The 26550-nt window shown below is 36.7% G+C and carries 30 protein-coding genes; 16 read left to right on the top strand and 14 right to left on the bottom strand.

All coding sequences use genetic code 11. The annotated features are described in order from the left end of the window. Positions 1 to 35 precede the first annotated feature (35 nt). From ACFSR3_RS05280 to ACFSR3_RS05265, 4 genes are all read right to left on the bottom strand, one after another. A complete protein-coding gene (locus tag ACFSR3_RS05280) occupies positions 36 to 905 on the bottom strand; it encodes a T9SS type A sorting domain-containing protein (protein WP_379820041.1) in 870 nt (289 codons plus the stop codon). A gap of 379 nt (positions 906 to 1284) precedes the next feature. Next, positions 1285 to 2100: a T9SS type A sorting domain-containing protein gene (locus tag ACFSR3_RS05275; protein WP_379820040.1), complete on the bottom strand. Its 816-nt coding sequence runs from the start codon at positions 2098 to 2100 to the stop codon at positions 1285 to 1287. Positions 2101 to 2171: 71 nt separating this feature from the next. Further along, positions 2172 to 3020, bottom strand: coding sequence for an AraC family transcriptional regulator (locus ACFSR3_RS05270; RefSeq protein ID WP_379820039.1), 849 nt, complete (start codon positions 3018 to 3020; stop codon positions 2172 to 2174). Positions 3021 to 3124: 104 nt separating this feature from the next. Beyond that, positions 3125 to 3721 carry a hypothetical protein gene (locus ACFSR3_RS05265; protein WP_379820038.1) on the bottom strand — a complete coding sequence of 199 codons (597 nt, stop codon included), beginning with the start codon at positions 3719 to 3721 and terminating at the stop codon, positions 3125 to 3127. 290 nt (positions 3722 to 4011) lie between these two features. Here ACFSR3_RS05265 and ACFSR3_RS05260 point away from each other — a divergent pair, with 290 nt between their 5' ends. From ACFSR3_RS05260 to ACFSR3_RS05225, 8 genes are all read left to right on the top strand, one after another. Then, entirely contained in the window at positions 4012 to 4635 is a 624-nt protein-coding gene (locus tag ACFSR3_RS05260; protein WP_379820037.1) for a hypothetical protein, read from the top strand. Between the two features lie 153 nt (positions 4636 to 4788). Then, complete coding sequence (locus ACFSR3_RS05255; protein WP_379820036.1) at positions 4789 to 5085, top strand: hypothetical protein; 297 nt, start codon at positions 4789 to 4791, stop codon at positions 5083 to 5085. Continuing rightward, a complete protein-coding gene (locus tag ACFSR3_RS05250; protein ID WP_379820035.1) occupies positions 5066 to 6412 on the top strand; it encodes a 2TM domain-containing protein in 1347 nt (448 codons plus the stop codon). Before ACFSR3_RS05255 ends, ACFSR3_RS05250 begins: the two co-directional genes overlap by 20 nt. Before the next feature lie 6 nt (positions 6413 to 6418). After that, a complete protein-coding gene (locus ACFSR3_RS05245; RefSeq protein ID WP_379820034.1) occupies positions 6419 to 6727 on the top strand; it encodes a 2TM domain-containing protein in 309 nt (102 codons plus the stop codon). A gap of 1 nt (position 6728) precedes the next feature. Next, the gene (locus ACFSR3_RS05240; RefSeq protein ID WP_379820033.1) at positions 6729 to 7049 is read left to right on the top strand and encodes a 2TM domain-containing protein; all 321 of its coding nucleotides are present in this window, start codon (positions 6729 to 6731) and stop codon (positions 7047 to 7049) included. Between the two features lies 1 nt (position 7050). Then, on the top strand, positions 7051 to 7380 hold the full coding sequence (locus tag ACFSR3_RS05235) for a 2TM domain-containing protein (RefSeq protein ID WP_114759089.1): 330 nt from the start codon (positions 7051 to 7053) through the stop codon (positions 7378 to 7380). Positions 7381 to 7464: 84 nt separating this feature from the next. Further along, positions 7465 to 8220, top strand: coding sequence for a LytR/AlgR family response regulator transcription factor (locus tag ACFSR3_RS05230; protein WP_379820032.1), 756 nt, complete (start codon positions 7465 to 7467; stop codon positions 8218 to 8220). An 84-nt stretch (positions 8221 to 8304) separates the two neighbouring features. Then, positions 8305 to 8736, top strand: coding sequence for a DoxX family protein (locus tag ACFSR3_RS05225; protein WP_379820031.1), 432 nt, complete (start codon positions 8305 to 8307; stop codon positions 8734 to 8736). Positions 8737 to 8827: 91 nt separating this feature from the next. Here ACFSR3_RS05225 and ACFSR3_RS05220 read toward each other — a convergent pair whose 3' ends face one another. The 6 genes from ACFSR3_RS05220 to ACFSR3_RS05195 form a co-directional block, all read right to left on the bottom strand. Next, a complete protein-coding gene (locus ACFSR3_RS05220) occupies positions 8828 to 9010 on the bottom strand; it encodes a CsbD family protein (protein WP_114759093.1) in 183 nt (60 codons plus the stop codon). A 265-nt stretch (positions 9011 to 9275) separates the two neighbouring features. Continuing rightward, complete coding sequence (locus ACFSR3_RS05215; protein ID WP_379820030.1) at positions 9276 to 10316, bottom strand: COX15/CtaA family protein; 1041 nt, start codon at positions 10314 to 10316, stop codon at positions 9276 to 9278. 233 nt (positions 10317 to 10549) lie between these two features. Further along, positions 10550 to 11980, bottom strand: a complete 1431-nt coding sequence (locus ACFSR3_RS05210) for a CCA tRNA nucleotidyltransferase (RefSeq protein ID WP_379820029.1) — start codon at positions 11978 to 11980, stop codon at positions 10550 to 10552. Then, entirely contained in the window at positions 11980 to 12555 is a 576-nt protein-coding gene (locus ACFSR3_RS05205) for an L-threonylcarbamoyladenylate synthase (RefSeq protein ID WP_379820028.1), read from the bottom strand. Before ACFSR3_RS05205 ends, ACFSR3_RS05210 begins: the two co-directional genes overlap by 1 nt. Before the next feature lie 13 nt (positions 12556 to 12568). Further along, the gene (locus tag ACFSR3_RS05200) at positions 12569 to 13768 is read right to left on the bottom strand and encodes a hypothetical protein (protein ID WP_379820027.1); all 1200 of its coding nucleotides are present in this window, start codon (positions 13766 to 13768) and stop codon (positions 12569 to 12571) included. Continuing rightward, positions 13769 to 14872, bottom strand: coding sequence for a DegT/DnrJ/EryC1/StrS family aminotransferase (locus ACFSR3_RS05195; RefSeq protein ID WP_379820026.1), 1104 nt, complete (start codon positions 14870 to 14872; stop codon positions 13769 to 13771). 206 nt (positions 14873 to 15078) lie between these two features. Between ACFSR3_RS05195 and ACFSR3_RS05190 the strand changes: the two genes are divergently transcribed. Next, positions 15079 to 15933 (top strand): hypothetical protein, encoded by an 855-nt coding sequence (locus ACFSR3_RS05190; RefSeq protein ID WP_379820025.1) that lies wholly within the window; start codon positions 15079 to 15081, stop codon positions 15931 to 15933. A gap of 11 nt (positions 15934 to 15944) precedes the next feature. On the opposite strand, the gene ACFSR3_RS05185 is transcribed toward ACFSR3_RS05190, so the two are convergent. Continuing rightward, positions 15945 to 16730 carry a DUF5672 family protein gene (locus tag ACFSR3_RS05185; protein ID WP_379820024.1) on the bottom strand — a complete coding sequence of 262 codons (786 nt, stop codon included), beginning with the start codon at positions 16728 to 16730 and terminating at the stop codon, positions 15945 to 15947. A 3-nt stretch (positions 16731 to 16733) separates the two neighbouring features. Further along, positions 16734 to 17588, bottom strand: a complete 855-nt coding sequence (locus ACFSR3_RS05180; protein WP_379820023.1) for a glycosyltransferase — start codon at positions 17586 to 17588, stop codon at positions 16734 to 16736. Between the two features lie 93 nt (positions 17589 to 17681). On the opposite strand from ACFSR3_RS05180, the gene ACFSR3_RS05175 reads away from it, so the two are divergent. Together ACFSR3_RS05175 and ACFSR3_RS05170 are read left to right on the top strand one after the other, a co-directional pair. Beyond that, positions 17682 to 18446 carry a Kdo domain containing protein gene (locus ACFSR3_RS05175; RefSeq protein WP_379820022.1) on the top strand — a complete coding sequence of 255 codons (765 nt, stop codon included), beginning with the start codon at positions 17682 to 17684 and terminating at the stop codon, positions 18444 to 18446. A 92-nt stretch (positions 18447 to 18538) separates the two neighbouring features. Continuing rightward, positions 18539 to 19351 (top strand): glycosyltransferase family 2 protein, encoded by an 813-nt coding sequence (locus ACFSR3_RS05170; RefSeq protein ID WP_379820021.1) that lies wholly within the window; start codon positions 18539 to 18541, stop codon positions 19349 to 19351. A gap of 109 nt (positions 19352 to 19460) precedes the next feature. On the opposite strand, the gene ACFSR3_RS05165 is transcribed toward ACFSR3_RS05170, so the two are convergent. Together ACFSR3_RS05165 and ACFSR3_RS05160 are read right to left on the bottom strand one after the other, a co-directional pair. Further along, a complete protein-coding gene (locus ACFSR3_RS05165; RefSeq protein WP_379820020.1) occupies positions 19461 to 21287 on the bottom strand; it encodes a glycosyltransferase in 1827 nt (608 codons plus the stop codon). 10 nt (positions 21288 to 21297) lie between these two features. After that, positions 21298 to 22113 carry a 2,3,4,5-tetrahydropyridine-2,6-dicarboxylate N-succinyltransferase gene (locus ACFSR3_RS05160; RefSeq protein ID WP_114759110.1) on the bottom strand — a complete coding sequence of 272 codons (816 nt, stop codon included), beginning with the start codon at positions 22111 to 22113 and terminating at the stop codon, positions 21298 to 21300. Between the two features lie 111 nt (positions 22114 to 22224). Here ACFSR3_RS05160 and ACFSR3_RS05155 point away from each other — a divergent pair, with 111 nt between their 5' ends. The 5 genes from ACFSR3_RS05155 (at position 22225) to ACFSR3_RS05135 (ending at position 26385) form a co-directional block, all read left to right on the top strand. Then, positions 22225 to 22962, top strand: a complete 738-nt coding sequence (locus tag ACFSR3_RS05155; protein WP_379820019.1) for a class I SAM-dependent methyltransferase — start codon at positions 22225 to 22227, stop codon at positions 22960 to 22962. Between the two features lie 97 nt (positions 22963 to 23059). After that, positions 23060 to 23473, top strand: coding sequence for a Holliday junction resolvase RuvX (gene ruvX / locus ACFSR3_RS05150; RefSeq protein ID WP_379820018.1), 414 nt, complete (start codon positions 23060 to 23062; stop codon positions 23471 to 23473). Positions 23474 to 23582: 109 nt separating this feature from the next. After that, on the top strand, positions 23583 to 25091 hold the full coding sequence (locus ACFSR3_RS05145) for a malate:quinone oxidoreductase (RefSeq protein WP_379820017.1): 1509 nt from the start codon (positions 23583 to 23585) through the stop codon (positions 25089 to 25091). Positions 25092 to 25180: 89 nt separating this feature from the next. Beyond that, a complete protein-coding gene (locus tag ACFSR3_RS05140) occupies positions 25181 to 25768 on the top strand; it encodes a hypothetical protein (protein WP_379820016.1) in 588 nt (195 codons plus the stop codon). 116 nt (positions 25769 to 25884) lie between these two features. Further along, a complete protein-coding gene (locus tag ACFSR3_RS05135; RefSeq protein ID WP_379820015.1) occupies positions 25885 to 26385 on the top strand; it encodes a hypothetical protein in 501 nt (166 codons plus the stop codon). Positions 26386 to 26550 lie beyond the last annotated feature (165 nt).

The raw sequence follows: 26550 nt of genomic DNA, 5'->3' as shown, positions 1-26550 counted from the left end.
ACCGTGCTGCTTGTTGGCAGCTCATACATGAAAAATTAATCTTTGATAAGTTTCGAATAGCTGGTATTTGTTTTATCGGTAAGCCTGATGGTATAAATACCTTTTTGTAGCTGTTCGGTAGTAATAGTTTTGTCTTCTGTCAATGATTTTGACATCACTAATTTGCCGGTAATATCATATAGCTCTGCCTGACCCGTAAAATTGGATATAGTTACTTTGTCTCTTGCCGGGTTTGGGTAGATTTCAATATTGTTAACTGTAAATTCTTCCAGGCCTACTGTGCTTTGCTCAAGGGTAATGTTGTCTACTGTAAAATAACTGCCATTACCTTCCATGCGTATTAGGTTTTCTGTTTCTCCTGCACGTTTAATTCTTGTACAGTCAAGATAAACAGATACATTATCAGGGGTTTCGTTACTGGTATAAGTTACCGGACAGGTAAAACTACTATAGTCAATGCTTTCATTAAGGTTTATTGTCCCCTTGCCAATAGTGTCATTTTGGCTTAAAGCAACATTCCATTTTGTAAGGTAGATGTTTACCTGTGCAACATCGTTTACAGGACCTGAATTACCTTGTATTATATTATCAGTGTATTTATAATATCCCTTGAGTGCAGATGGTCTGTAATCGATGGGAACAGTTTGTTTTGCAGCATCTTTTACATAATGATACCATATACCAAGTGTAAGGGCATAATCTCCGTTTTGAGCATCAGTTGCAGGGGGATAAATACAATGTGGAGCTTCGCTAAAACCATCAGTAATTATCCATCCATTGGGTTTGTTAGGGAAATTTGGATCTGAAGGATCATTTTGCCATTGCTCAAAATCAGTATTTTGTAACTGTGCATTTGCCAGTGCCGACATTGTCAATATTAGCATAAGGGTAATTGTCTTTTTCATAAGTATTGTTTATTAAATTAACAGTGTTGTAAAGTTATGTTTGTGTTTCTGCTGTATTGTTATGAAAAAACCGTAAATAATTATAGATTCATAGATGAGGTGTTTAATAAAAAAACGGGGCTCGATAGAGCCCCGTTATACATCTGAATAAACTTTTAAAAATCAATCATGTGCCCTTGCAGGCGAAAAAATTACTAAAACCTAAATTTAGTTATTCAGATGGATAGCCTACTAACTTTCATAGCATTTTAATAGGTTACTTAATGTAAAAATACATGCATATTTTGTAGTAGTTGTTATAAAAAAAACGCAAACGCTTATAGATATAATCTGCCTGCTCTTAAATAAAAAAAACGGAAGTGAAGCTTCCGTTTTTAGTTTATTCCTTTATTATACTGATGGTTTTGTTACTGTTTTTAAGCCCGGTCTTCAAAAGGTAAATACCGGCAGGGAAATTTTCAAAATCAATGAGTGTAGCATTTTCCGAAGATGGTTGTGCATATAACAATTGCCCGGTAATGCTGTATAGCTCTAGGTTTTCAGAGCCGGTAGTGTTTGTTATTGTTAAACGGTCTTTAACCGGATTTGGATAGTATATTATTCCTGCTAATGCGGGGTCAGGAATTCCTGTTATGCCTGTTTCCTCAATTTTTATATCATCTAAATACAATATTCCCTGATTCCCTGAAGTTTCAAGGCTAAACCTAAGGTAATAGGTGGCTGTTGATGTTATGGTAAATTCAACCGAATGATTTACCGGTGCAGCTCCTGATATTGACTCATGTGATTCTAGCGGTATCTGAATCTCTGCATTAGCAGAAGATAACGAAACCCTTAATATGTCAATCGCTGCCTGATTATCCTCGTTAGCATATTTATATGACACATTGTATGTTGAACCTGCTGCCAGCTGAACAGGTCTAAGAATAAAATCGCATGTCATTCCCCATCCTACGTCTGAGTAGGTAGAATAGCGTCCTACATTTCCGGTAAAGCTGCTGTTTGGCGCAATAGCACAATCCCACTCACTGCCTACAAATGTTTGCCTATACGAGTAAGTGCAGTCTGGTAAGTCGGGTGGGAGAGACGTATCAAAATTTTCGACGTAGGGCAATGGCACTGCATCATTGCATTGTGCATTTATACTTTGTGTAATACTAAAAAGTACGGCTGTTAAGAGTACAGTTTTTTTCATAGCTACTGTTATTTTGGTTGACTATAAAATTAATTTGCTTCTCTAAACCGATGGTTATTAAAAAACCGAAATTAGTTATAAATTTTGAGTATAGATAACTGAAGTTCAGTGGGTGTGAGTCCGGTATTTGCTTTTATAAATCCACTAAAGTTAGCCGGGCTGTCAAAATTAAGTTCGTAGGCAATTTCTTTTAGCGAAAGCTGATTTAAAAGTAGCAAACGTCTTATTTCGAGTATTAGTTCTTCGTGTATTAGTTTTAAAGCGGTTTTGCCCAGTCTGTTCTTACAGGCAAGATTAAGTTTATCAGAGCTGCAATTCATGAGATCACAATATTCCGAAACTTTCTTTTTTGTCTTTATATTTTGAGGAAGCAATGAAAGGAACTGGGTTACTACCTGATGTCCCTGAATATCCACCGTATTATTACAGTGCTTTTCTATCAGGGTAATAAGGATAATCTGGAGGTAGCTGTATGCTTTGTGAATAGACAGGGCAGAAAGCTCTTCTTTTTGGAGAAGGTCCCAGATACTTTCAGTCATATCATACAAATGGGTAAAAGTTTCGTCATCCAGGTCAAACGAAGCTTCAGAAAAATATAAATGAGAATGTTTTAAAGGATGAATAAACTCAAAAATATCTTTTTTGAACTGAATGATCATACCTTGTGCAGTTTTACGCTCCATAAGGTGTACCTGACCCGGGTAGATGGTAAAAAGCTGCCCTTCTTTTATATTATATGGAGAAAAATCGATTAGCTGAAAACCATTTCCACTCTTTACAAGAATGATTTCAAAATAATCATGCCTGTGCGCTCGATGAAAATCATAAGGATTTGGATAGTCTAAAGGTTCAATTATGAGTAACTTTCCGGGATGAGGAAGAGATACAGGATTTAATAAAGGAAGTTCTTTCTGATTCATGTTGTTTGGCATTTTTATATGACAAACAGCATTACAACTGTTTACCCTAGAGTATTGTGCAATTTTTACAGATATGATAAAAAAACAACAGTTTTTTTAATAGATTATGTTCTGCGATAGATACAGGTAACTGTTAGTAGCTTCCATCCTGCAGGTGCAGAAAAGTCGTAATAATATTTAGTAAATATAGCTTTTAAACCATTAGCCCCATAGACTTCAATGCTTTCCATGTGACCATAAATGCCGGGTTGACTTCCGGGAGTAGTACTATCCTCTATTGATATTGTTTGCGTATTGCTATCAAATTCATAAACATATCCTAGTCCGGTTTTAGAAAACTTTACACTTCCTGTAGAAGTAGGAGATTCAATGGTAACATTAGAATGAGGCAGATAAAAACTCATCATATTTTCCAACTGGTTGTTTACTACAACAGGTTTTATTTCCAGCTCAGGTATTTGGGTATTAAATACTTCGGGATCAATCTCAGTAAACAAATCATTAGAAGATACCCCATCATTATTAAGATCGACACTTAAGTCAGAGACCATTGAAATGATATTGTACGATCCACCCAGATTAGAAGATGCATTTCCGTTACTTCCATTGCCAATCGATGAACTGCCATCTTCGCTCGTTCCGCAGCTGGTTGCAGCGAAAAAGCCAATAAGAGCTAAAGATTTAAGTAAAGATGTACGCATTTTCGTAACTTTTTAATTGTTGTATAATCAGTTAGTTGGCAATAATTTTAACAAATATAAAAAGTAAAATCATATGTGGTAAAAAAAAGTGGAATTATTAAGCAAAAAATTTGTGATTATTTTAAGAAAATGTTTTCGTAGTATATAAAATCAGCGTCAATTTTAGGTTGAATGTATGTAATTTACAATTCATCCTTGAAATTCTACAATTGGGTAAAACACTTTTTATTATAAGTTGTAATGTAGCCATCTTTGTCTCATAAAAAATCAACAACCTAAAATTAATTATTATGATACGACTAATTGTACTTTACGTTTTACTTATAGCAAATGCTGTAACCGCACAAACTAAATATGAAACCGGTATGCAAAAGGCTTTTGCATTATGGGGTGAAAATAAATCTGCTGAAGCTTCGGCTATGTTTGAAAGAATAGCTGCAGTTGAAAAAGATAACTGGCTACCTAATTATTATGTTGCCCTTATTAATACAACAGATGCCTTTATGACTAAAGATAAGGAGAAGCTTAGCGGACTGCTTGCTAAAGCTCAGCAGGCTCAGGATGCGGCAACTTTAATTTCGCCTGACAATCCGGAACTGATGGTAATGCAATGCCTGATTTATACTGCATGGATTGTTTATGACCCAATGACCAACGGAATGAAATATTCAGCAAAGGCTAACGAATTGTATGCCAAGGCAAAAATATTAGCACCTAATAATCCAAGAGTGGTTTTTTCTAAGGCTGAATTTGAAATTGGAGGAGCAGCTTATTTCGGACAGGATACGGCACCTATGTGCAAAGAAATTGAGCGTGCGGTTGGTCTTTTTGCTACCTTTAAGCCAGAAACGACTTTTCATCCTAACTGGGGTGCAGACAGGGCACAGGAAAAACTTAAGGAGTGTAAAAAGTAATTAAGGCAATATAGGCAGATATTTATGTTATTAGAGGATTTAAATTTAGCGTTCATCATTATACCTTTCATAATAGGAGGAGTTTTTTACACAAAAATAGCAAGGCATAAAATAGGACATCCGTTGCGGGACAGTATTCAAAACCTTCAGATTATGTTGCTTATTTCAGGTGCAATGTTTTTGGTGATGTACCTATTACTTCCTTCAACACCCAGCCTGAGTACTTTTGGTTATCCTGAAACTGTTGAAGATATAAACTCGCAGGAAAAGATATTAGAGATACTTCAGGGACAAAATAAAGCTATAGTAAGAACCACTGAAACGGTTCAATGGATGTTGTTCATATTTGTTTTTTGGATATTGGCTGCTGTAGTACCCGTTCTAAAGGCGGTTAAAGACAAGATAGATCTTAATTTAGAAGCAAAACACAATGAAAAAGAATCTGTATAAAGAGTTTTTTAAATCTGTAGTCATTGGTATGATAATATTTATTGTACTGCTCTTTGTGGCGATGGCAAGCGGACGAAGCTTTACCTGGAACAGAGAGCTTTTGCTTCAGTTTCTTTTTGTAATGCTGTATTCGGTTACTTTATATATGGCCAATGCATTTATATTTTACTATTTCGATAAGGTCTACAACAGGGCCATAATGAATGTAAAAAGGATAGCTTTTGGTTTTCTGACATCTTTTGGGGTTTCAGTGTTCATTATGTTCCTGTTACGGATATTTGAAAACGTGGTTGTAGAGGGCGAATCGTTTGCTGATTTTTTTGCTACTGAGAAGATGTCAAATTATTATGTCGCCCTGATTGTTACACTTATAGTAACCATCATAGTACATGCTTTTTATTTTTATAAACGCTACCAGGAAGGCAGGGTTAAAGAACAAAAGCTTATTGCAGGAGCTGCATCCGCTCAGTTTGAATCGCTTAAAAATCAGATAGACCCGCATTTCCTTTTCAATAGTCTTAATGTTTTGAGTTCTCTGATCGAAGAGAATCCGGACAATGCACAGCGCTTTACAACATCCTTGTCAAAAATATACCGTTATGTTCTTGAACAAAAGGATAAGGAATTGGTAAGTGTAGAGGAAGAACTTTCATTTGCTAAAACCTATATGAACCTGCTTAAGATGCGTTTCGAGAACAGTATCTTTTATGAAGTACAGGAAATAAGTAATCCTGATGCCAGGGTAGTACCACTTTCATTACAATTGCTTTTAGAAAACACCATCAAGCATAATGTTGTGAGTCCGCTACGCCCGTTACATATCAGGATATTTGAAAAAGATGGTTGTCTGGTGGTACAGAATGACTTGCAAAAGAAAGAGGTTTTACAGGACAGAAAAGGGGTAGGATTGCAAAATATCGTAAACCGATATGCTATACTTACCGAAAGAAACGTAATGGTACAGGAAACTGCCGAACATTTTACAGTAAAGTTACCTATACTAACCAAACAGCTTAGAATCATGGAACCTACCCACTATAATAAAGAAGAGAGTAATTATTTAAAAGCTCAGAAAAAGATTGAGGATATTAAAGGCTTTTATGGTAACCTGGCATCTTACATCGTAATTAATATAGGGTTGGCCATATTGAACTTTGCAACTTCACCGGATCATTTATGGTTTATTTATCCGGCTTTAGGATGGGGAATCGGTGTTGTAATACATGGCGTGAATGTATTCAACTATATGCCTTTCCTTAGTAGCGACTGGGAAGAGCGTAAAATGAGAGAATTAATGGATAGAGAAAAATCTAAAAAATGGCAATAAACTATTATGGAAGATTTTGATAAAATAGCCTACGATAAGGCAAAAAGAAAAGTAAAGGAAATAAAGGGTTTTTATATCAACCTTACCTGTTATTGTATTGTTATTCCAATCTTGGTTTACATAAATCTAAGGTTTAGCCCGCAATTTCAATGGTTTTGGTTCTCCCTGGCCGGATGGGGGGTAGGAGTACTTTTTCATGGTATGGGAGCATTTGACTGTTATCCGTTTCTAGGAAAAGGATGGGAAGAGCGAAAGTTGAAACAGCTTATGGATGAGATGGATAAAAGAGACCAGGAACGGGATAAATATGAATAATATGAACACTGATAATAAGAAAATGGCTCACTTTATTCTGGCTCAGAAAAGGGTTGAACAATTAAGGGATTTTTATGTGCACCTTATAACTTATTGTACTGTAAACCTGCTTTTTCTGATCTTTTGGTTTTTTCTGGAAACGTCCATGCCCGAAACGTTTTGGCGTCCTGCCTTTATAATGATGGCAGGGGTTGCCGGTTTAGCAGTGTTAGCCCATGGGGTGTTTGTATTTGGAGCAAAATACTTACTACCGAAAAGCTGGGAAGAAAAAAAGCTTAAAGAATTAATCAATAAACAAAACCAACACAATAAATACGAATAAAATGGAAAATTCACTCGAAGATAAAATAAGAGAAGATAAAGTAAGAAAAAAAGTTAAGGCAATGCAGGGGTTTTATAAGCACCTGATTGTATACCTTGCAATTAATACTTTTTTGTTGATAATTAAAGCATTCAATACCGGATCGGATGATGTCTTTTTTGAATGGGGTACTTTCTCAACAGCAATCTGTTGGGGCATAGGTTTGTTCTTTCACTGGTATGGTGTTTTTGGTACAGACATAGTACTGGGTAAAAATTGGGAAGAACGAAAAATAAAAGAAATGATGGGGCGAAATCAGAATGGTGAAAATGACACCAAAAGATGGGAATAATCCAGTGTCAGCAATAGTTCAGTCATCAGCCTGTTAACAGGTAAATCAAAAAACAATCAATCAAATCATTACAATCAACCACCAATGAACGTTATCATTATAGAAGACGAAAAGCCGGCTGCAAGGCTACTACAGCGAAAATTACAGAAACTTAATATTGAGGCGCAAACCATGCTGCATTCGGTAGAGGAAAGCCTTGAATGGTTTGGTAATAATCCGCATCCTGAGCTGATTTTTCTGGATATTCAGCTTTCAGACGGGCTTTCGTTTGAGATATTTGAGAACATACCTATCAAAAGTGCTATAATATTCACTACGGCCTATGATGAGTATGCACTTCGTGCATTTAAGCTTAACAGTATTGACTATCTTCTTAAGCCCATAGATGAAGACGATCTTGAAGCTGCTGTAAATAAATACAAAAACCTGCAGCCACAAACCCAGAACCTTTCACTGGATTTTGACCAGATAAGGCAAATGCTGACCAATCCTTCTGAAAAGAGTTATAAAAAACGTTTTACCGTAAAAATGGGACAGCACCTCAAGATGATTAATATTGAAGATGCAGAATGTTTTTACAGTGAAAACAAAGGGACGTATATCCATACGGTAGAAGGACGTGATTACCTGTTAGAGAATACACTCGAGCAGCTGGAAAATGAACTCGATCCAGCCAAATTTTATCGTGTAAGCAGGAAGTTTATTGTTTCTATTAATGCAATAAAAGATATAGTTGTCTATACTAATTCACGACTTAAGATTATCCTGCCAACCTACAATGAAGATGAGGTTATTGTAAGCCGTGAACGTGTAAACGACTTTAGGAATTGGTTGGGGTAGTTGTATTTTGTTTTAAATCAGTGCATTAATGTTTTTTGTAAGAGCTTTATTGCTAACTTTGGTTTAAACCAAAAACCTCTTACTATGGAAACTCCAGTACATTATTCTAAAGCACAAAACATTCTCAGGATCCTTTTAGGCTGTCTTCTATGCTTTACCGGAACAGGGCATCTTTCTTTTTTGCACGAACCGTTTTTAGCTCAGGTGCCGGGATGGGTGCCGCTCGATGCAAGCCTTGTTGTAACGCTTTCAGGTGTTGTAGAGCTACTGCTCGGACTTTCATTGTTATTCCTTACCAGTTATCGAGTACAGGTGGGATGGATAACAGCAATTTTTTTCATCTGTATCTTCCCGGGTAATTATAACCAGTACATTAATCACGATCCCGCTTTCGGACTGGATACTGACGGTATAAGATTAACCCGTTTGTTCCTGCATCCGTTGTTAGTTATTTGGCCATTATGGTGCTGTGGTTCGTGGAAAGCTACATTTGGTAAAAAGCATACCGAAGTCTAAAAGGCTTAACATAAAAAAACTGTTCGATAAGCAGATTGCTGCTTATGGAACAGTTTCGGAATATGTGGTTGTTACCCTGAAGGAAAAGAGGCTATTGGAATAGAGCTAATATCTCTTTTTTCGCTTTGCCCAGTTTCTGTTCAAGTTTTCCCCACATTTCATCGTCTTTGCCTTCCTCATACGTCAGATCGTCGTCTGTAAGTTCGGCATATTTCTGTTTTAATTTACCTTTAAATTCGTCCCAGTTTCCTTTAAGTTCAGTTGAATTTGGCATGGCTTATATTGTTTTTTTATTACAATGTAAAGGTACCTTCTGTTCTCTTAAACTTGTGGTAAGGGAAATGTAAAACTATGCTAAATAATGATGCTTTAGAAGATTGTTTTAGCTTCGGAGAAGCGAAATATTTATAGTTGTATATGAGATAGATTGCGAAAAGCTCCGGAGGAGCGACATATGCCGCTCCTCCGGAGCTCTTTCGTTTCGTAACTTTATTCGCTATAAATATTTCACCCTTCTGGGGTTAAGCTTATTGAACAAACTATGCTATATATTGCCCTTCTTTCCTTGAACTTTCCAACAGCATGTAGAATTGTATACCAAACAAAGCTGATGCTGATACGAGGTGTGTTGTCTGCATACCAAAAGGAAAATCAAGATAGTACATGGCGATTCCTGATAGGATTTCGATACCCAGCAGGTACATAACCCATGTGGTTTTTTTATAGCCAAGGTTCAGTTTTTTGTTACGTAGGTACAGCCACAGGTTAATTCCAAATACTACAAAAGAAAAAGTTCGGTGGAAGTAAAACTGCATAATGGGGCTATCCATAACAAGGTGCATATTTTCATACCCCAGCATTTTCACGCGCTCATCTACAAACTGGCGAACTTCAGTACCCAATACTACCTGAATTAATGTGATTATAAGTGAAGTAACAAGCAGCGATTTGAAAAGTTTATCTTTTTTAAAGCTGATAGCAGCGTAATTCAGTGCTTTCGATTTGTCAAGGATGTATAATATAACCGCAACAATAATAAGCGCCATCACCATGTGTATAGTGATCTTAACAGGATTCAGTACCGAATATACCACCGTTGCACCAAGCCAGGCCTGAAAGCCCATCATGAATACTGTTAGCCATGAAAGCAGTATAATACTTGTTTTCCTTCGCCAAAAACCAAATGAAGCGATGGCCATAGCAAAAACAGCAACGCCTGCAAGGGCACCTACAAGACGGTTTACATATTCTACCCAGGTGTGTACAGGATTAAATTCGGCATAGTCGTGTTTGGTATACTCTTCCCAGTTAGATGCATCATAAGTATCGGTCGTGGTAAAGGTTTCTTTGGCGACCCAAAGTTTTTCGTCTTTAATGATTACCTGTCCTTTGTTGAACTGATGGTTTGGAGACCACATCAGCTCTTTTATATCAGTTGGAGGGATGTAATAGCCAAAACACCTTGGCCAATCCGGGCAACCCATTCCTGAGCCTGTCATACGCACTAATGCGCCGGCTACGATTACTAAGTAAACGAGAATAATTGCAGTTTTCGTGATTTTTTGGAAGCTAATCTTCATCTTGTTTTTTATTGCGAATTACGGGGTAATCCGTAATCTGTTTTATGATATATGTCAGGTTCTTTTGTCATCCAGATGAAGGAAGGATCTCAAGAGATTCTTCATTTCGCAATGCTACATTCAGAATGACACACTGTATGTCATTGCGAGCGTAATGAAATGAAGCGTGGCAATCTCTTTTAGATTGCTTGGTACCTCGCAATGACGCTGAACTTTAAACCCTGAACTCAAAACTATTTAACAGCTTCAAGACCAAGCTTCTTTGCTCTCTCCATCATGAACTTATAAGCCGACTCATAATCGTTATGTATCTCTCCTTCCAGTATGGCTTCTTTAATAGCTTCTTTTAGTACTCCAATCTCCCTTGATGGTTTCAGGTTGAAGATCTCCATAATTTCTTCTCCCGTAATAGGTGGCTGGAAATTACGTACATGATCGCGTTCTTCAACTTCAACTATCTTTTGGCGTACTATCTTAAAGTTATTATGGTATTTCTTGAATTTAGCAGCATTTTTAGTAGTAATGTCTGCTTCACAAAGAATCATCAGGTCTTCTACATCTTCACCGGCATCAAAAATAAGCCTGCGTACAGCCGAATCGGTTACGATATCCTGAGCCAGTACAATAGGTCGCGAACTCAACATTACCATTTTAGAAACGTATTTCATTTTATGGTTCAGCGGCATGTGTAGTCTTTCGAAAAGCTTTTTTACCATTTTTCCACCCAAAAACTCATGCCCGTGGAATGTCCATCCCACTTTTTTGTGGAATTTCTTTGTTGGCGCCTTACCAATGTCATGCAATAAAGCCGACCATCGCAACCATACATCCTGTGTATTTGGTGCAATATTATCGACTACTTCAAGGGTATGGTAAAAGTTATCTTTATGGGTTTGACCTTCTACCTCCTCAACACCCTGAAGGGCAGTAAGTTCAGGTAATATAATGTGTAGCAATCCTGTTTGATGAAGCAACTTGAATCCTACGGATGGCACATCAGACATCAGTATCTTGTTCAGCTCATCAACAATACGTTCACCGGAAATGATCTTAATACGTTCTTTATTTCTGGTAATTGCATTTAGCGATTCTTCTTCAATAGTAAAGTTTAGCTGCGATGCAAAACGTATGGCACGCATCATTCGCAGTGGGTCGTCACTGTATGTGATGTCAGGATTAAGCGGAGTACGGATTATTTTATTCTTCAGGTCTTCAACACCGCCAAAAGGGTCAACCAGTTCACCAAAATTGTCAGGAGATAATGACAATGCTAATGCATTGATGGTAAAATCGCGACGGTTTTGGTCGTCTTCAAGGGTTCCTGTTTCCACTATAGGGTTGCGGCTGTCCCTGTTGTATGACTCTTTACGTGCGCCAACAAACTCAATGTCAATGTCCTCAAAACGAAGCATGGCGGTGCCATAGCTCTTAAATACCTGAACTTTAGGTTTGTTAGGAAGCAGGGAAGAGACTTTTTCAGCAAGGTCGATACCGCTGCCTACAGCAACAATATCAATGTCTTTTTTAAAATCCCTTTGTAAAAGGAGATCCCTTACAAAACCGCCAATAACATAACTGTCTACGTTAAGTTCTCCGGCAGCCTGCGAGGTAATGTCAAATATCCTGTTATTTAGCGCTTCTTTATATGAAGTTTTATTTTCCATTAAGGTCGTATCACTTTAACCTGTAAATCATTACCAAGTTTTATAATGGTAGATGGTTTAGCGGCAATTTTATCGTGGTGCAAATTTACGATATAGTCTACGCCGTCCAAAATATGATGGTCAATTTCTTTAAAAGAATTAGGGGTAGGCCTGCCGCTAATGTTTGCAGAAGTAGAAACCAGTGGTTTTTTCATGCGTTCCATCAGTTTGTAGCAAAACGGTTCTTTTACCAGGCGCACGCCCAGAGTTTTGTCTTCTGCAATAATATTAGGAGCTACATTACGTGGATTATCCAGTATAAGCGTAGTTGGCTTTTCTGAAAGATCAAGTATTTGCCATGCCACTTCGGGTATCTGGCTGAAAACGGTATGCATCATACGATCAGAATTCATAAGCACGATCATGCTTTTGGTTTCTTCGCGCTGTTTTAAAGCATATATTTTTTTAATTGCTTCAGGATTGGTAGCATCACAGCCTATTCCCCAAACCGTATCGGTAGGGTAAAGGATTATTCCGCCATTTTTTATTACTTCAAAAGCGTTGTGTACTTCGCTATTTATATCGGGAGTGCTCATTTTGTTATTTGTATTAAGGCATTTTGTTTTGAAGAAGTTCAAATTTTTCATCTTCATTTTTGTAGGCAATAACCTTAGTCGATTTTTCACCGATGATAAAAATGAAGTTGGTCAGATTGTCAATAGGTGTACCTTTCTTAACAGATACCCATTTTTCACCTGTTTTTTCTTTATAGGTCTTTTTTACATTTTTCTTATCATCAGTAGTTCGTGACTTATATTCTTTTTCCTTATATGTAATTACCTGTTTTTTTCCCGACATTATTTTTGCGGGCTGATTTAATTTTCCCTGAAAAAACAATAGAAGCTGTTTATTTTTATAATCTATTTTTATATCAAGTTTCTTATATTCAAATTTGATGATATTGTCATCAACAACTGTTAGATTTACCGGTTGTAGCAGTTCCGATGGAAATTCGATAATTTCATTTTTTCCCATCCCGGTAGAAATAGTTAATATTCTCGCTTCGTCTATTGTTTTAACTACTTCCTTTCCGGTTCGCGATTTTCTAAAAACAATTTCCATATTTTCAAACGTAATATTATTATCATCGTTTGCTATATAGGTTTCATATACAATATCAAATACATCTTTTTTACTGTTGCTTACTATTTTATAAACAGACTCTAAGCTATCTTCATCTGGATATTTAAAATTGGCTTTTGTTGCCTTGTTAACATCATCGATGAATTTTTTCACGCTACTTTCGTTATTTTCAGGCTGCGTAAATGTTCTTATTGCATCGCGCATAAAATCAAAATCCTCAAGGCGGCTAATTAAAAGTATATCGTCAAAATATTCTTTTGGGGTATATTTAAGGGTAGCAGGATTAAATCTGGAATTTATCTGTTTGATAGGATGATCAAATTCTATCGGGTAATATTGTGTTATGTTTTGAACAGAGACACCATTGTTAAATGTTTTTTCTGTAGTGAAAGATAGTTTAATACCATTAAATCCGGATAGCGTAAATACATTAGGCTTAGTACTGGTTAAAGCGAAAGAATAGAATCCGGCTGATATTTGATTGGATGCCTGTAGGCCAGTTCCGAATGTGTTTGGGATAGTTTTGTTGATCCAGTTTAAGATATTTGGCATATTGTCCGGATAGTTCTCTCCGGGCTCTATAGCACAAAGATCAAGTATTCTGGTCTGAGAAAACAGAAGTCCCTGAGATAATAGAATAATTGAAAAAATAATGTTCCTGATCATTTATTGATAATTATTGACAGTATCAACAACTTTTTGTACTTCTTCTGTGGTTAGCACGGGGCTTATCGGCAGACTCAATACTTCGCGATGTATCTGCTCAGTTATTGGCAAAGATAATCCATTTAGCTGAGGATATGCTGCCTGTTTGTGTGGCGGGATAGGATAATGGATCAGGGTGTGAATATTATTCTCTTTTAAATACTGTTGTAGTTTATCCCTGTTAGCTGTACGGATTACAAACAAATGCCATACATGCTCATTACTGTTTTTGGGCAACTCAGGTAGCATTATAGCAGTGTTATTTATATTGTCAATATAATATTTAGCTATGGCTTTTCGTGTGTCGTTTTCGGTGTCAAGATGCTTCAGTTTTTCGTCTAGCACTGCTGCCTGCATCTCGTCAAGCCTTGAGTTAAGTCCCTGATGCTTGTTTACATATTTCTCTTCAGAGCCATAATTGGCCAATGCTCTTATGGTTTTGGCAAGGACATCATCATTAGTAGTAACAGCTCCTGCATCGCCTAATGCACCAAGATTTTTTCCGGGATAAAAACTGAACCCTGCAGCATTCCCCAGATTTCCGGTCTTAGTGCCATTCCATACGGCACCAATCGCCTGAGCATTGTCTTCAACAATTTTCAGGTTATGCTTTTGAGCAAGTGCTGTAAGTTCGTCGCTAAAAACCACCTGACCATACAAATGCACTACCATTATTGCCTTTGTTTTCTGAGTGATTTTTTCTTCTATTTTGGCAATATCAATATTATAAGTTTTAATATCAGGTTCCACCAGAACGGGGATAAGATTGTTATCAGTTAGGGCAAGTAAAGAAGCTATATAGGTATTTGCCGGAACGATGACTTCATCTCCTGGCTGCATAAAGCCCATCTCAATATACGCTTTAAAAATAAGGCGTAGTGCATCTAATCCATTTGCAACGCCTATGCTATGCTTTGCGCCTATGTAATGAGATAGATTTTTTTCAAACTGTTTTACTTCTTCACCCAGTAGGTACCAGCCGCTTCTGAAGGCTTTGAGCAATCGTGATTCTATTTCCTCCTGATGAAGAAGATTTATTTTTTGCAGATCTAGAAATTTTATCATTAAAGGCGTTTTTTCTGAGTGTAAAAATAAGGCTTTTAGTTAATACAGACTTTGATTGTTTAGTGTTTGATAGCTAGTTGGTTATGTTTTTGTTGGATAAAATTGGCAGGATAATTTATTTTATAATAAAGTAAAGTTGTTTTTAAACGTAATTATGTTAAAAAAGATTATTTTCGCCGCCCAAACAATTTAATCTTTTTACCATAATGGTATACGACTGCTTTATCTTTTTCAACGAGTTAGACTTGTTGGAAATAAGGCTCAACGAAATGGACTCAGTAGTGGATAAGTTCGTTATAGTTGAAGCCGACAGGACGTTTCAGAATGATGCCAAGCCTTTTATTTTCGAGCAAAATAAAGAGCGGTATGCAAAATTTTTGCATAAAATCATTCATGTGAAATTAACAAAATATCCGTTATTTATTCCTGTAATTAATCCTTTTTCGCCTTGGAAACTGGAGTTTTATCAACGAAACAGCATACTTAAAGGCCTTAAAGGATGTAAGCTGGATGATGTTGTTCTAATCTCTGATATAGATGAGATTCCAAGAGCATCTGTTATCAAGGAATATCAGGAAAAGGGTATTGACAGGATATATGGATTAAAGATGGATATGTTCATGTATTTCTTTAATCATAAGCTTATCTATGACAAAGAAAGCCGTATGACAAAAGAAGAGTCTGTAAACGGTATATGGTTTGGTACTGCTATGCTGCCTTACAAATTATTGAAACAAACACCGGTTAGGATTCGCAAAACGCTAATGCGTACTCTCCGTAGAAAACAAGTGTATGATATTATTCCTAATGCAGGCTGGCATTTTACATTTATGGGAGGGTTTAACAAGATTAAGCAAAAACTGGAAGCCTTTTCGCATACTGAATATAACCTCGACAGGATAAAGGATGAGAACTTTATCAATGATTGTCTTTGTAGTGGAAAAGATATATTGGGGAGAAACATGGAATTTCAGGTAATGCCTACCATTGAAAGCTTACCAGAGTACCTTAAGCGTGAAGAGGTACAGCAAAAGTTCTCAGAACATTTTTATAAGCGATAAAAAAGCGGGTTTTAACCCGCTTTTTGTATTTTATCAATTATTGGTGTCCAAAATTCTTTTACTTTACGATTGTAAAACCTATGGCTTGCAAAAGGTAATTTTTTACCGTTAAGCTTATAGGCAATATCCGGTTTCCTGTCCATCGCGAAGCCCACGGCTTCAGTATAGGCTGGAATCTTCATTTCGGTAAGTGCAGGTGCAACCAGAGAGAAATATACATCTTCAATATGATGGCTCAAATCGTTAGGGTTTGTCAGACAATATTCAATATTATCTTTTTGTTCATTAACAATGCGTTGCATGGTTGAAACTTTTCGTAGTGAGAATCCTCCATTGCCAACCTTAAAGAAATGCTCTGTTCTCTTTTTCTTCTTTTTAAAGCTGTTATTTATATTTAATAGTAACTTAGTTATGGCAGTTTGCTTAGATGCGATCCAGGGTGCACCTATATAGTCATATCCTTTACTGCACCAGTACTCCAGCTGGTCATCAAAAACGAAAACATCTGTCTGGCAAATTAACAGATATTGATACTCATTAAAGCTGTTATAAAACACTTCCGAAAGCATAAGCTTATTGTATCCTGCAATTCCTTTGAAATAACTGTCTTCAAAGCGATGTATGGTATAATGTACCGGAGCGAGAATGCTGTTTAACGGTGTAATGTCTAAATGCTCAGGACAGGCAATGGCAAACGGATGCTGGTGTAACATCTTAACAGACCTTTTTAGGGACAGCATCTCATTCTCGTCAAGATTTGTTTTGTAGATGGGTACTACAACTATTGCTTTTTTCATTAGTTATTGCTTTAATTTATAGATGCCCAGGGCTTTTTTAAATGTTTTATTAAACAGAACCCATTTTACATATAGCTCATTTTTAAAGCTTGTCCATGCCCATTTATTGTAAGGTAAAATTTCGTTGGCTATGGTAGCTTTCATATTATCGGAAACAATGAATTCATCATTTACGCTTTTCCATGGAATGTTGCCATAACCGTCAAATTCATTTACTTTATTCTTTTCGTGTATGATAGACATCCATAATCTTTTTCCGGTAATTTGTTTTACACGGGTTTCTTTTTTCCAATGGTTATGATCGTTAGCCCAAACAGTTTTAGGGTTTTCATTCCTCTCTATAAGGCTAATAAAAGGATTAAAGATATGCTCTTTTTTGCCCAGCATAATAACCGGTTTTATCTGTAGTGAATAACCATTTATAATATCAATAGCCATATAATCCTGGCTGGCAAATTGTTTTTGAACTTCGTCTATGAAGTTCTTGCTTATACAATCATCATTATCAATTCTTGATGTAATAAGATAAGGTTTGTCTGCTGCTTCGCTCGTGATGATTTTGTTGATCTCAGGGTAGAAGGCAGGCATTCCATCAATATAAAAGATGCGAATGTTTGGTTCGTTGCCAACGATGGTTTCTATCTTTTGTTTATAAGTGTCGGGTGTTGTGGAGTCAAAGTAAATTAGCCACGTAAAATTTTTATTGGTCTGTGCTGCAACCGACGGAAAACAAAAGTTTTGAAAAAGCCACAGCCTGTGTTCAAGCCACTCATCTGTAAGCAGTGTTTCGTTGTTTTTAGTAACGTCCCACTTGGGGTTTTTTAGGTTAAAACGGGTAATGAGATAGTGATTGAACATGTGCGGGCTTATTGTTTGGAGGGTAAAAATAAACCAATTATTTGAACTAAGAAATTCAAAATAGTTACTTTTGTATAAAATTGCAATTGCTGAATGAACAAAGTCATACATCCGGAATTTCTTTCGCAGACTCAGGAAATAACAAATATTATTGAACATTTTGATGCTACAGGACAGCTTTTTGTAGATGGAAAAAGGAATAAGATAAAACTGTTTGAGCTTGGGAATCGCACCGTTAATGTAAAGTCATTCAAAATTCCAAATTTTATCAACAAGTTTGTTTATCGTTTTTTCAGAAAGTCAAAGGCACGCCGCTCGTATGAGTTTGCCAATATATTGCTTGAAAAAGGGATAGGAACTCCTCAACCCATTGCTTACTTTGAAAATCTTGCAGCATTTTCATTGCAGGATAGTTATTATATGAGTGAGCAGCTTGAAGCAGATCTTACGTTCAGACAGCTGATTGAAATACCTGATTATCCTGATCACAATACTATATTAAGGCAGTTTACGCGTTTCTCTTTTGAGCTTCATGAAAAAGGGGTGGAGTTTCTGGATCACACTCCGGGCAATACGCTGATTAAAAAAACAGCAGAGGGAACTTATGAGTTCTTTTTGGTAGACCTGAACAGGATGGAGTTTCATAATTCGATGTCTTTTGAACAAAGGATTATCAATATGGCGAAGTTAACACCTGAGATTGCCCTTGTTGAAGTAATGAGCGATGAATATGCCAAACTTTATGGTAGGCCGTATGAAGAGGTGTTACAGTTAATGGTAAAACATACGCAGTATTTTGCCAACCGATTCCACAGAAAACGCGCCCTTAAGCAAAAACTTGGCCTGAAAAAAAAATAATATCTTTGTGCTTCGCAAGTTTCTTAGTTACCGGTTTATTGAGGTGAAATCTAAGTAACTCGGCACCGAAGTATCTAAGCAACGTAAAAAAAATGAAAGCATCTGTTATAATGAGTACCTATAATGCCGAGGAATGGCTTGAAAAAGTAATATGGGGCTTTAGTGTACAAACCGAAAAAGATTTTGAGATTATTATTGCCGATGATGGTTCGAGGCCTAAAACCAAAGAACTTTTAGACAGGCTTCGTCAGGAGATTGATATGCCGTTAGTACATGTGTGGCAGGAAGATAATGGTTTTCAAAAATCACAGATACTTAATAAGGCGATTATGGCCTCTAGCAGCGACTATCTTATTTTTACTGATGGCGACTGTATTCCCCGTCAAGATTTTGTAGCTACACATATCAAATTCCGTGAGCCGGGTTATTTCTTGTCAGGTGGTTATTTTAAACTTCCTATGGATATTTCAATAGCTATTACTAAAGATGATATCGTTTCTCAAAGATGTTTTGATGTAAAATGGCTTACGGGAATGGGGCTGCCTGATAAAAATAAGCTTAAGCTTTCGGCTAAAGGTTTTATAGCATCTTTCCTGAACTTTGTAACTCCTACTAAGGCTACATGGAACGGGCATAATGCTTCAGGCTGGAAAACCGATCTGGTTTTTATTAACGGTTTTAACCAGGAAATGCAATATGGTGGACAGGATCGCGAACTTGGCGAAAGGCTCTTTAATAAAGGGCTTAAATCAAAACAAATACGATACAATGCTGTTTGTGTTCATCTTGATCATAAAAGGGGTTATGTGAATGAAGAGACATGGAAGAAAAACTATGCTATTCGTAAAAATACCCGCGATAACAAAGTGATTAAAACACCTGTAGGTATCGATTCTAACGAATAAAGAAATATTAGGATTAGATAAAATTTATTGCCACAAACTAAATTAATCCACAATTCTACTTGTGTTAATTAATCTGGTTTGTGGCAACTTAATTTATGCTATAGTTTTTCTAATTAATTTCTATATACTTTTTGAGTGCAGGAATTATAAGGTCAGGTGTAAAAGCATTATATAGCTCCATTGCTTTTGGTTTCATTTCTTTTGGTGAAGTATCTCCATACAGTTCAGGTTTAAAGTCTTTTAAGTGAACTGATATTGTATTGGTGCCGTCTTCAAATGAGTTCCAGGCTTCTTTTTTAATCCATGTAGAGAATATTGTAAAGGTTGGTATATAAAGGGCTTTAGCCATGTTTACTGCACCGCCTTCATTACCTATCAACGCATTACAATGGTATAATACCGAAAGGAATTCACGGATAGTTCCCGGACTGATATCCATTCTAATCCTTTCTTTGGTAGCATCGCTGCAAAGATTATAAAGTTCTTCAGCTTCTTTTTGCTGAGATGGGATGTAATTAAAAATAAGGACAGCTTCACTGTTTTGGGTAATTAAATCAAGCAGTTGTGCCATGTAAGCAGCAGGATAGGTCTTGATATTCAGACTCCCTAATACGCTTATCATGTATACTTTTCTTCCTGCAGGAATGCCTTTACTGTCTAAAAAAGCCCTTCCGTAACTTATTTCCTCTTGTGTAAGATGAATTTCAGGCCTGTTTACTAATGGTAATACCGGTTCTAACACCCTCACTAGCTGCATGCGATTGTCAAGAGCTAAACCGGCATTGGTTAAAGGTGTTTTAAGTTCTTCAACAGTATGGGTGTATACGAAGCTTGAATAGGATTTGTAAAAACCGATCCTGGTTTTAGCTTTTGAGAATCCAACGATAATATTACTTCCAAGTATGCCATAAGCGTCTACAACAATGTCATAATTTCTTTTACGTATGTCGAATACGAAGTTTATGAATTTCCATTTGCTGTCTCTGTACTTTTGGTCAAAAAGAACAAGGTTGTCTATGGTAGGATTGTTTTCTACCACAGGCTTGGTAAACGGATAGATAAGGTAATCCAGTGTTGACTGAGGGTAAAGTGCTTTTAAATTTGCACAAATGATACTGCTTGCCAGTACGTCACCTATCATCTTTTGCTGAATAACAAGGATTTTAGGGTCTTCTTTATGGTTGGCCATTTCTCTCAGGTATACATATCTCATATATACGTGATAGCCAAGAATTCCGGCAATTTCAAGACCACGGCTTCCGTTAAGGAAACCAAGACCTAAAATATAGTATTTAAAGAATCGAAAGGCAGGCCTTACCGAAAGGTGGTATAAGTTAGTTTTTACTCCCTTTTGGTAAAGCTCTTTTGCCTTAAGTTTAGAGTATTGCAGCCTTTTTTCTAAAAAGTCTTCCTTACTCTTAAATGAGTAATGATGGATAGATTCTGTTAAATGACCGCTTTTACCTTTTATAGATAATGTTTCGTGAACAAGTTTTTCAGAATATTTACATTTCGACTTCCTAAAAAGACGGATTGCCCTGTCTTTATTGAAGCTGTTATTTACCATTGGGCGACCTTTGTAATAAAAGATACGCTTAAACCAAAAGGCAACTTCTTCAGGATTGCCGTTTACAGTAGCGATGATTTCGTCAATACCTCTTTGTGTAACCCTCTCATCAGCATCAAAAAATACTACCCAATCATTTGTTGCTAATTCGAGTGTATAATTTCGCTGAGAAGAGAAATCATCAAACGCACGCTGGTAAAACTTTACGTGCGGATATTCCTCCTGAATAATCTTTGGAGTATTATCGGAACTGAATGAGTCGACCACAATAATCTCATCGGCAAAAGACATATTGTCAAGATATTGCCTGATGTTGTGTTCTTCATTTAAAACAATCGCTAATGCAGATATTCTAATCTTTTCGCCCATCAAAAAACTGTTAAACTGCTACGTCATATTCGCGCAAGGCATTGTTTAATGAAGTTTTAAGGTCTGTTGAAGGCTTGCGTTTACCAATAATAAGTGCGCATGGAACCTGGTATTCGCCTGCAGCAAATTTTTTGGTATAACTGCCCGGTATAACTACGCTACGTGCCGGAACTACACCTTTCATTTCTACCGGTTCATCTCCGGTAACATCGATGATCTTAGTAGATGCAGTAAGGCAAACATTAGCACCAAGTACCGCTTCAGTCTCAACACGAACACCTTCCACAACGATACATCTTGAACCGATGAAAGCTCCGTCTTCGATGATAACCGGTGCAGCTTGTAAAGGTTCCAGTACACCACCGATACCTACACCACCGCTAAGGTGAACATTTTTACCGATTTGTGCGCAGCTTCCTACAGTTGCCCAAGTGTCAACCATAGTGCCTTCGTCTACATAAGCACCTATGTTTACGTAGCTTGGCATAAGAATAACGCCCGATGAGATATAAGCACCATAACGTGCCACGGCATTAGGTACTACGCGTATGCCTTTTTCGGCATAATTGCGTTTAAGTAACATTTTGTCGTGATATTCAAAAATACCCGCTTCCAGGGTTTCCATTTTTTGAATTGGAAAATACATTACTACCGCTTTCTTCACCCATTCGTTAACTTGCCAGCCGCCTTCGATAGGTTCTGCTACACGTAGCTTACCTGAATCTAATAGTTCAATAACTTCACGGATGGCATTTGTTGTTGCCTCTTCTTTTAACAGGTCTCTGTTTTCCCAGGCCTGTTCTACAAGGTTTTGTAAATTTTGCATTTCAAATAGTCGTTTGGGCAAATATAAGTCGGTTTTTTAAGATGGCATAAGCCACTTTCAATGCTTTTTCAAACATAATGAATTATCTTTACTAAATCACAAATTTTGTTCATGAAAGATAATTTTTCAACACAGGCAGACGGCTATGTTAAATATAGGCCGTATTACCCTTCGGAAATGATAGCCTATATTGTTTCCTTTGCTAAAAACAAACAATTTGCACTTGATGTTGCTACCGGAAACGGACAGGTAGCTGTTGAGTTGGGTAAGTACTTTGAAAAGGTATATGGTACTGATATTAGTGATAAACAATTAAACAATGCTTTACAAAAAGATAATGTCACCTATATAAAGGAGAGGGCAGAGAAGACATCTTTTGTAAATAGCCAGTTTGATCTTATCACTGTGGCGCAGGCAATACACTGGTTTGATTTTGATGCCTTTTACAAAGAGGTGTACAGGATACTTAAACCGGATGGAATTTTTGCTGTTTTGGGTTATGGATTGTTCAATGCAAATGGTGAGGCTGATACATTGCTGAAGCATTTTTATTATGATGTAACAGGTCCTTACTGGGATGCTGAGCGTAAATACCTCGATGAAAATTATACTACGATTCCTTTTCCTTTTGAAGAAATTGAGGTTAAGCCATTTGTAAATGAATTTACCTGGACTTTTGAACAGCTTACAGGATATCTTGAAACCTGGTCGGCGGTACAACACTGTATAAAACAGAATGGCACCAATCCGGTAGATATTATACGTGATGAGTTGAAAGAATATTGGGAGAATGGCGATAAGAAAGTTACTTTTCCATTACTATTACGGATAGGCTGTTTAAAAGTTTAAGGTTTAAAGTTTAAAGTTGCCGCTGAGTAGATTACATTTGCTAATAATTTAAAGTGTTGAGGAAATAACCTTAAACTTTAAACTTTAAACTAAACAAATGGGAAGAATACTCGCCATAGATTACGGACTTAAAAGAACAGGTATTGCAGTGACAGACGAGATGCAGATAATTGCTTCCGGGCTGACTACTGTTGACTCGGAAAAAGCTATCGATTTTTTGAGTGATTATTTTGTAAAAGAAAAGGTAGAAAAGGTGTTAATTGGCGAACCCAAGCAGATGAACGGACTTCCATCACAAAGTGCACCTTTAATTGAGGTTTTTATAACAAAATTCGTTTCGAAGTTTCCTGATATGCAGCTTGAAAGGGTTGATGAACGTTTTACAAGCAAGATGGCTTTTCAGACAATGATAGATAGCGGACTAAAAAAGAAGCAACGTCAGGATAAAGGCTTGATTGATGAGATATCGGCAACAATTATGTTACAGGATTATTTATCACGAAAAAAATAAAGAGTTTTATTTGTGTTTTCATAAAAATTAAAATTTGTGCCTATTCCTGCGGATTTAGGATAAAATTTTGAGTTATTCAAAGTAAATTTGCAGTATTCAAATTTACACAATGTCCACAACGATAAATCAGGAACCAGATGTGGTTCTTATAGGCGCGGGAATCATGAGCGCTACACTTGGCATGTTCTTAAAGGAGCTGATGCCTGAAGTGAAAATTGACATTTATGAAAGGCTTGATGTTGCAGCAGCCGAGAGTTCTGATGCATGGAATAATGCAGGTACAGGACACTCTGCTTTTTGTGAACTTAACTACACGCCTGAAATGCCCAATGGTACTGTAGAGATTTCAAAAGCAATTAAGATTGCGGAATGGTTTGAAGTTTCTAAGCAGTTTTGGGCTTATCTAATTGAGCAAAAGCGTATCTCTAAGCCGGAAGATTTTGTGAGAAGCATACCGCATATGAGCTTTGTATGGGGTGCTGACAATGTAGATTATCTAAAGAAACGTTTTGAAGCGCTTTCTAAACATCCTTTATTCAAAGGGATGGAATATACCGAAGACAGGAACACATTAGAGTCATGGATGCCATTGGTAATGGAAGGTCGTGACGATAGCCAGCCTATTGCTGCTACTAATATGCCAATTGGTACCGATGTAAACTTTGGTGAACTTACCCGTGATATGTTCAGATGGCTTGAAAAACAGCCTGGCGTGAATATGTTCTTTAACCAGGATGTTTCGGGAATCAGACGTTCGGCAAAAAGCCCGAAATGGAAGCTTAAGATAAAAGACCTTACAACGGGTGAGAAAAAACGTGTGTATGGTAAGTTTGTATTCATAGGTGCAGGAGGCGGATCGCTTCATCTGCTTGAAAAAGCCGGTATACCTGAAGGTGATGGTTTTGGCGGATTCCCTGTAAGCGGACAATGGTTAAAATGTATTAACGAAGAGGTGATACAAAAACACAATGCCAAAGTATACGGAAAGGCATCTGTAGGTGCGCCACCAATGTCGGTGCCACACGTTGATACCCGTATGATCAACGGCAAAAAAGAGTTGTTGTTTGGGCCTTATGCAGGATTCAGTACTAAGTTCCTTAAACAAGGGTCATATTTTGATCTTCCAACTTCAATACGTGCCAACAATATTGCTCCAATGCTTGCGGCGGGTTATCACAATATGTCGCTGACAAAATACCTTATCCAACAGGTTACGCAGTCACAGGATGACAGGATGGAAGCGCTAAGGGAATATCTTCCGGACGCTAAAAAAGAAGACTGGGTACTGGAGACAGCAGGGCAGCGTGTGCAGGTTATAAAAAAAGATGAAAAGCAGGGCGGTAAACTTGAGTTTGGTACAGAAGTGATAAACAGTGCCGATGGTTCACTTGGAGTGCTTTTAGGAGCATCTCCGGGTGCGAGTACAGCGGTTTCTATTATGCTGGATCTTATTGAGCGTTGTTTCCCGGAACAGATTAAAACGGAAGCATGGCAGCAAAAGCTTAGGGTAATGATACCTTCATACGGTAAAGCGCTAAATAACAACCCTGAATTACTTGCAGAAGTTAGAAAACACTCTGACAAAATGCTTGGATTAGAAGCGACGGTTACTATTTAATTCTGAGTTATATATAATTATAAAGCCATCCTGAAAAGGGTGGCTTTTTTAATTAAATTTGGATGCAGTTTACTATTACTGTACAATTCATGAAAAATATAATCAGCTTGTTTTTAATTTTTTGTGGCGTTACATCATTTGCTCAAAAAGCAGAATATGATGTGATTAATAATTTTTTAGAAGTCGAGCTTTCTAAAATGAATTATGATACCATTTTCGTAATAGAGATGCCTTTACAAAGAAGCGAGAGTGTTAAATTGTATGAGAAAAGCTTCCATGAAAGATTAGTAAATAATGACTATAGGGAAACATGGGTTATTCCTGAAATGATAGATTGGCCTATAAATCAAGATGAAATAGATCTATTAAAAAAAGAGATTAAAAAGGAAAACGAAAAGTGGACTTTGAGTGATTTTAAGAATAAAAAAATTATTATTCTACCTGAGAAAACTATCCGTGGCAAGGATTTTATTGTTAGTAATATTTCTGCTAAGAATTATGTTTTCAATCTTTCCAGGCCAGTTTTAAATACGCAGAAAGATTTTGCCGTTTTTCAGTTTTATCCATCACTATTGATTGGAGGAGGCTCTTCTGATTTAGCAGGGCTAATCTTAATGAAAAAACATAATAAAAAATGGATCCAGATTGCAGTGATACAAAATGCTGTTTATAATTAATTACATTGACAATGAAATAAAGCCATACTGTTCGGGTGGTTTTTTTTAGTTAAATCACAATTCATTTATTTATAGAGAAATACGTAATATTGTATGCCATCCAAACTATAGCTATTATGAAAAAAGTTTTATTCATCTTATTTGTGCTTGTTTCTTTTTCAGGGTTTGCGCAGGCTGAAAAGGATTCTTTGGTAGAAGTTGATAAAGAAGCGATTCTCGATAAGCTTGAACTTATGTTTTATCTTGATCAGGAAGCCACAAAATGTTTGACTATGACCAAGGAAAAGCAAACTGAACTAGATAAAACCTTTCCGTATTATTTTATGAATGCTATAGTGAAAAATAACCCTTCGACTCTTGATCTGAGAGAATTTATTGGTTTCGATTTTAAAGAATTTAAGCCAATCAAATGTAAAGATTTTTACGTAGCAGTATATGAGAAGAATCTTGTTGAATTTATCGATATGACTAAAAAGTATGGTTATCTGTCAACACAAAGATTAAAGAGGTATAAAGATGGAAAAGCATATTCACCTTTAATTTTTGTAATACATAATAGTTATTCGGATAAAGAAGTGAAAAAATTAATGAACAGGAGTTTAAGATTGGTAATATAGATCAAAAGGAATATGATCAATTTAAATTCTTCTTAGAGCGTAAAAAAGAGCTAACGGATGATGATGTTGCACGATTTGAGAAAATTGGAGGCAAAATTTTAAAAAGCTGAGTAACGTCTACACTTGTTAAAAATTAGTTAAAAAGAAGATGTTTTACGGTTTTCC

Source organism: Flavobacterium suzhouense (assembly GCF_042684765.1).
GTDB lineage: Bacteria > Bacteroidota > Bacteroidia > Flavobacteriales > Flavobacteriaceae > Flavobacterium > Flavobacterium suzhouense.
The sequence above is the reverse complement of the archived record's forward strand: the minus strand, read 5'-3'. Positions and strand labels throughout refer to the sequence as shown.

Coding starts and splice junctions, on each gene's coding strand:
- ACFSR3_RS05280 (WP_379820041.1), bottom strand. CDS start 905: ATGAAAAAGACAATTACCCTTATGCTAATATTGACAATGTCGGCACTG.
- ACFSR3_RS05275 (WP_379820040.1), bottom strand. CDS start 2,100: ATGAAAAAAACTGTACTCTTAACAGCCGTACTTTTTAGTATTACACAA.
- ACFSR3_RS05270 (WP_379820039.1), bottom strand. CDS start 3,020: ATGAATCAGAAAGAACTTCCTTTATTAAATCCTGTATCTCTTCCTCAT.
- ACFSR3_RS05265 (WP_379820038.1), bottom strand. CDS start 3,721: ATGCGTACATCTTTACTTAAATCTTTAGCTCTTATTGGCTTTTTCGCT.
- ACFSR3_RS05260 (WP_379820037.1), top strand. CDS start 4,012: ATGATACGACTAATTGTACTTTACGTTTTACTTATAGCAAATGCTGTA.
- ACFSR3_RS05255 (WP_379820036.1), top strand. CDS start 4,789: ATGTTGCTTATTTCAGGTGCAATGTTTTTGGTGATGTACCTATTACTT.
- ACFSR3_RS05250 (WP_379820035.1), top strand. CDS start 5,066: ATGAAAAAGAATCTGTATAAAGAGTTTTTTAAATCTGTAGTCATTGGT.
- ACFSR3_RS05245 (WP_379820034.1), top strand. CDS start 6,419: ATGGAAGATTTTGATAAAATAGCCTACGATAAGGCAAAAAGAAAAGTA.
- ACFSR3_RS05240 (WP_379820033.1), top strand. CDS start 6,729: ATGAACACTGATAATAAGAAAATGGCTCACTTTATTCTGGCTCAGAAA.
- ACFSR3_RS05235 (WP_114759089.1), top strand. CDS start 7,051: ATGGAAAATTCACTCGAAGATAAAATAAGAGAAGATAAAGTAAGAAAA.
- ACFSR3_RS05230 (WP_379820032.1), top strand. CDS start 7,465: ATGAACGTTATCATTATAGAAGACGAAAAGCCGGCTGCAAGGCTACTA.
- ACFSR3_RS05225 (WP_379820031.1), top strand. CDS start 8,305: ATGGAAACTCCAGTACATTATTCTAAAGCACAAAACATTCTCAGGATC.
- ACFSR3_RS05220 (WP_114759093.1), bottom strand. CDS start 9,010: ATGCCAAATTCAACTGAACTTAAAGGAAACTGGGACGAATTTAAAGGT.
- ACFSR3_RS05215 (WP_379820030.1), bottom strand. CDS start 10,316: ATGAAGATTAGCTTCCAAAAAATCACGAAAACTGCAATTATTCTCGTT.
- ACFSR3_RS05210 (WP_379820029.1), bottom strand. CDS start 11,980: ATGGAAAATAAAACTTCATATAAAGAAGCGCTAAATAACAGGATATTT.
- ACFSR3_RS05205 (WP_379820028.1), bottom strand. CDS start 12,555: ATGAGCACTCCCGATATAAATAGCGAAGTACACAACGCTTTTGAAGTA.
- ACFSR3_RS05200 (WP_379820027.1), bottom strand. CDS start 13,768: ATGATCAGGAACATTATTTTTTCAATTATTCTATTATCTCAGGGACTT.
- ACFSR3_RS05195 (WP_379820026.1), bottom strand. CDS start 14,872: ATGATAAAATTTCTAGATCTGCAAAAAATAAATCTTCTTCATCAGGAG.
- ACFSR3_RS05190 (WP_379820025.1), top strand. CDS start 15,079: ATGGTATACGACTGCTTTATCTTTTTCAACGAGTTAGACTTGTTGGAA.
- ACFSR3_RS05185 (WP_379820024.1), bottom strand. CDS start 16,730: ATGAAAAAAGCAATAGTTGTAGTACCCATCTACAAAACAAATCTTGAC.
- ACFSR3_RS05180 (WP_379820023.1), bottom strand. CDS start 17,588: ATGTTCAATCACTATCTCATTACCCGTTTTAACCTAAAAAACCCCAAG.
- ACFSR3_RS05175 (WP_379820022.1), top strand. CDS start 17,682: ATGAACAAAGTCATACATCCGGAATTTCTTTCGCAGACTCAGGAAATA.
- ACFSR3_RS05170 (WP_379820021.1), top strand. CDS start 18,539: ATGAAAGCATCTGTTATAATGAGTACCTATAATGCCGAGGAATGGCTT.
- ACFSR3_RS05165 (WP_379820020.1), bottom strand. CDS start 21,287: ATGGGCGAAAAGATTAGAATATCTGCATTAGCGATTGTTTTAAATGAA.
- ACFSR3_RS05160 (WP_114759110.1), bottom strand. CDS start 22,113: ATGCAAAATTTACAAAACCTTGTAGAACAGGCCTGGGAAAACAGAGAC.
- ACFSR3_RS05155 (WP_379820019.1), top strand. CDS start 22,225: ATGAAAGATAATTTTTCAACACAGGCAGACGGCTATGTTAAATATAGG.
- ruvX (WP_379820018.1), top strand. CDS start 23,060: ATGGGAAGAATACTCGCCATAGATTACGGACTTAAAAGAACAGGTATT.
- ACFSR3_RS05145 (WP_379820017.1), top strand. CDS start 23,583: ATGTCCACAACGATAAATCAGGAACCAGATGTGGTTCTTATAGGCGCG.
- ACFSR3_RS05140 (WP_379820016.1), top strand. CDS start 25,181: ATGAAAAATATAATCAGCTTGTTTTTAATTTTTTGTGGCGTTACATCA.
- ACFSR3_RS05135 (WP_379820015.1), top strand. CDS start 25,885: ATGAAAAAAGTTTTATTCATCTTATTTGTGCTTGTTTCTTTTTCAGGG.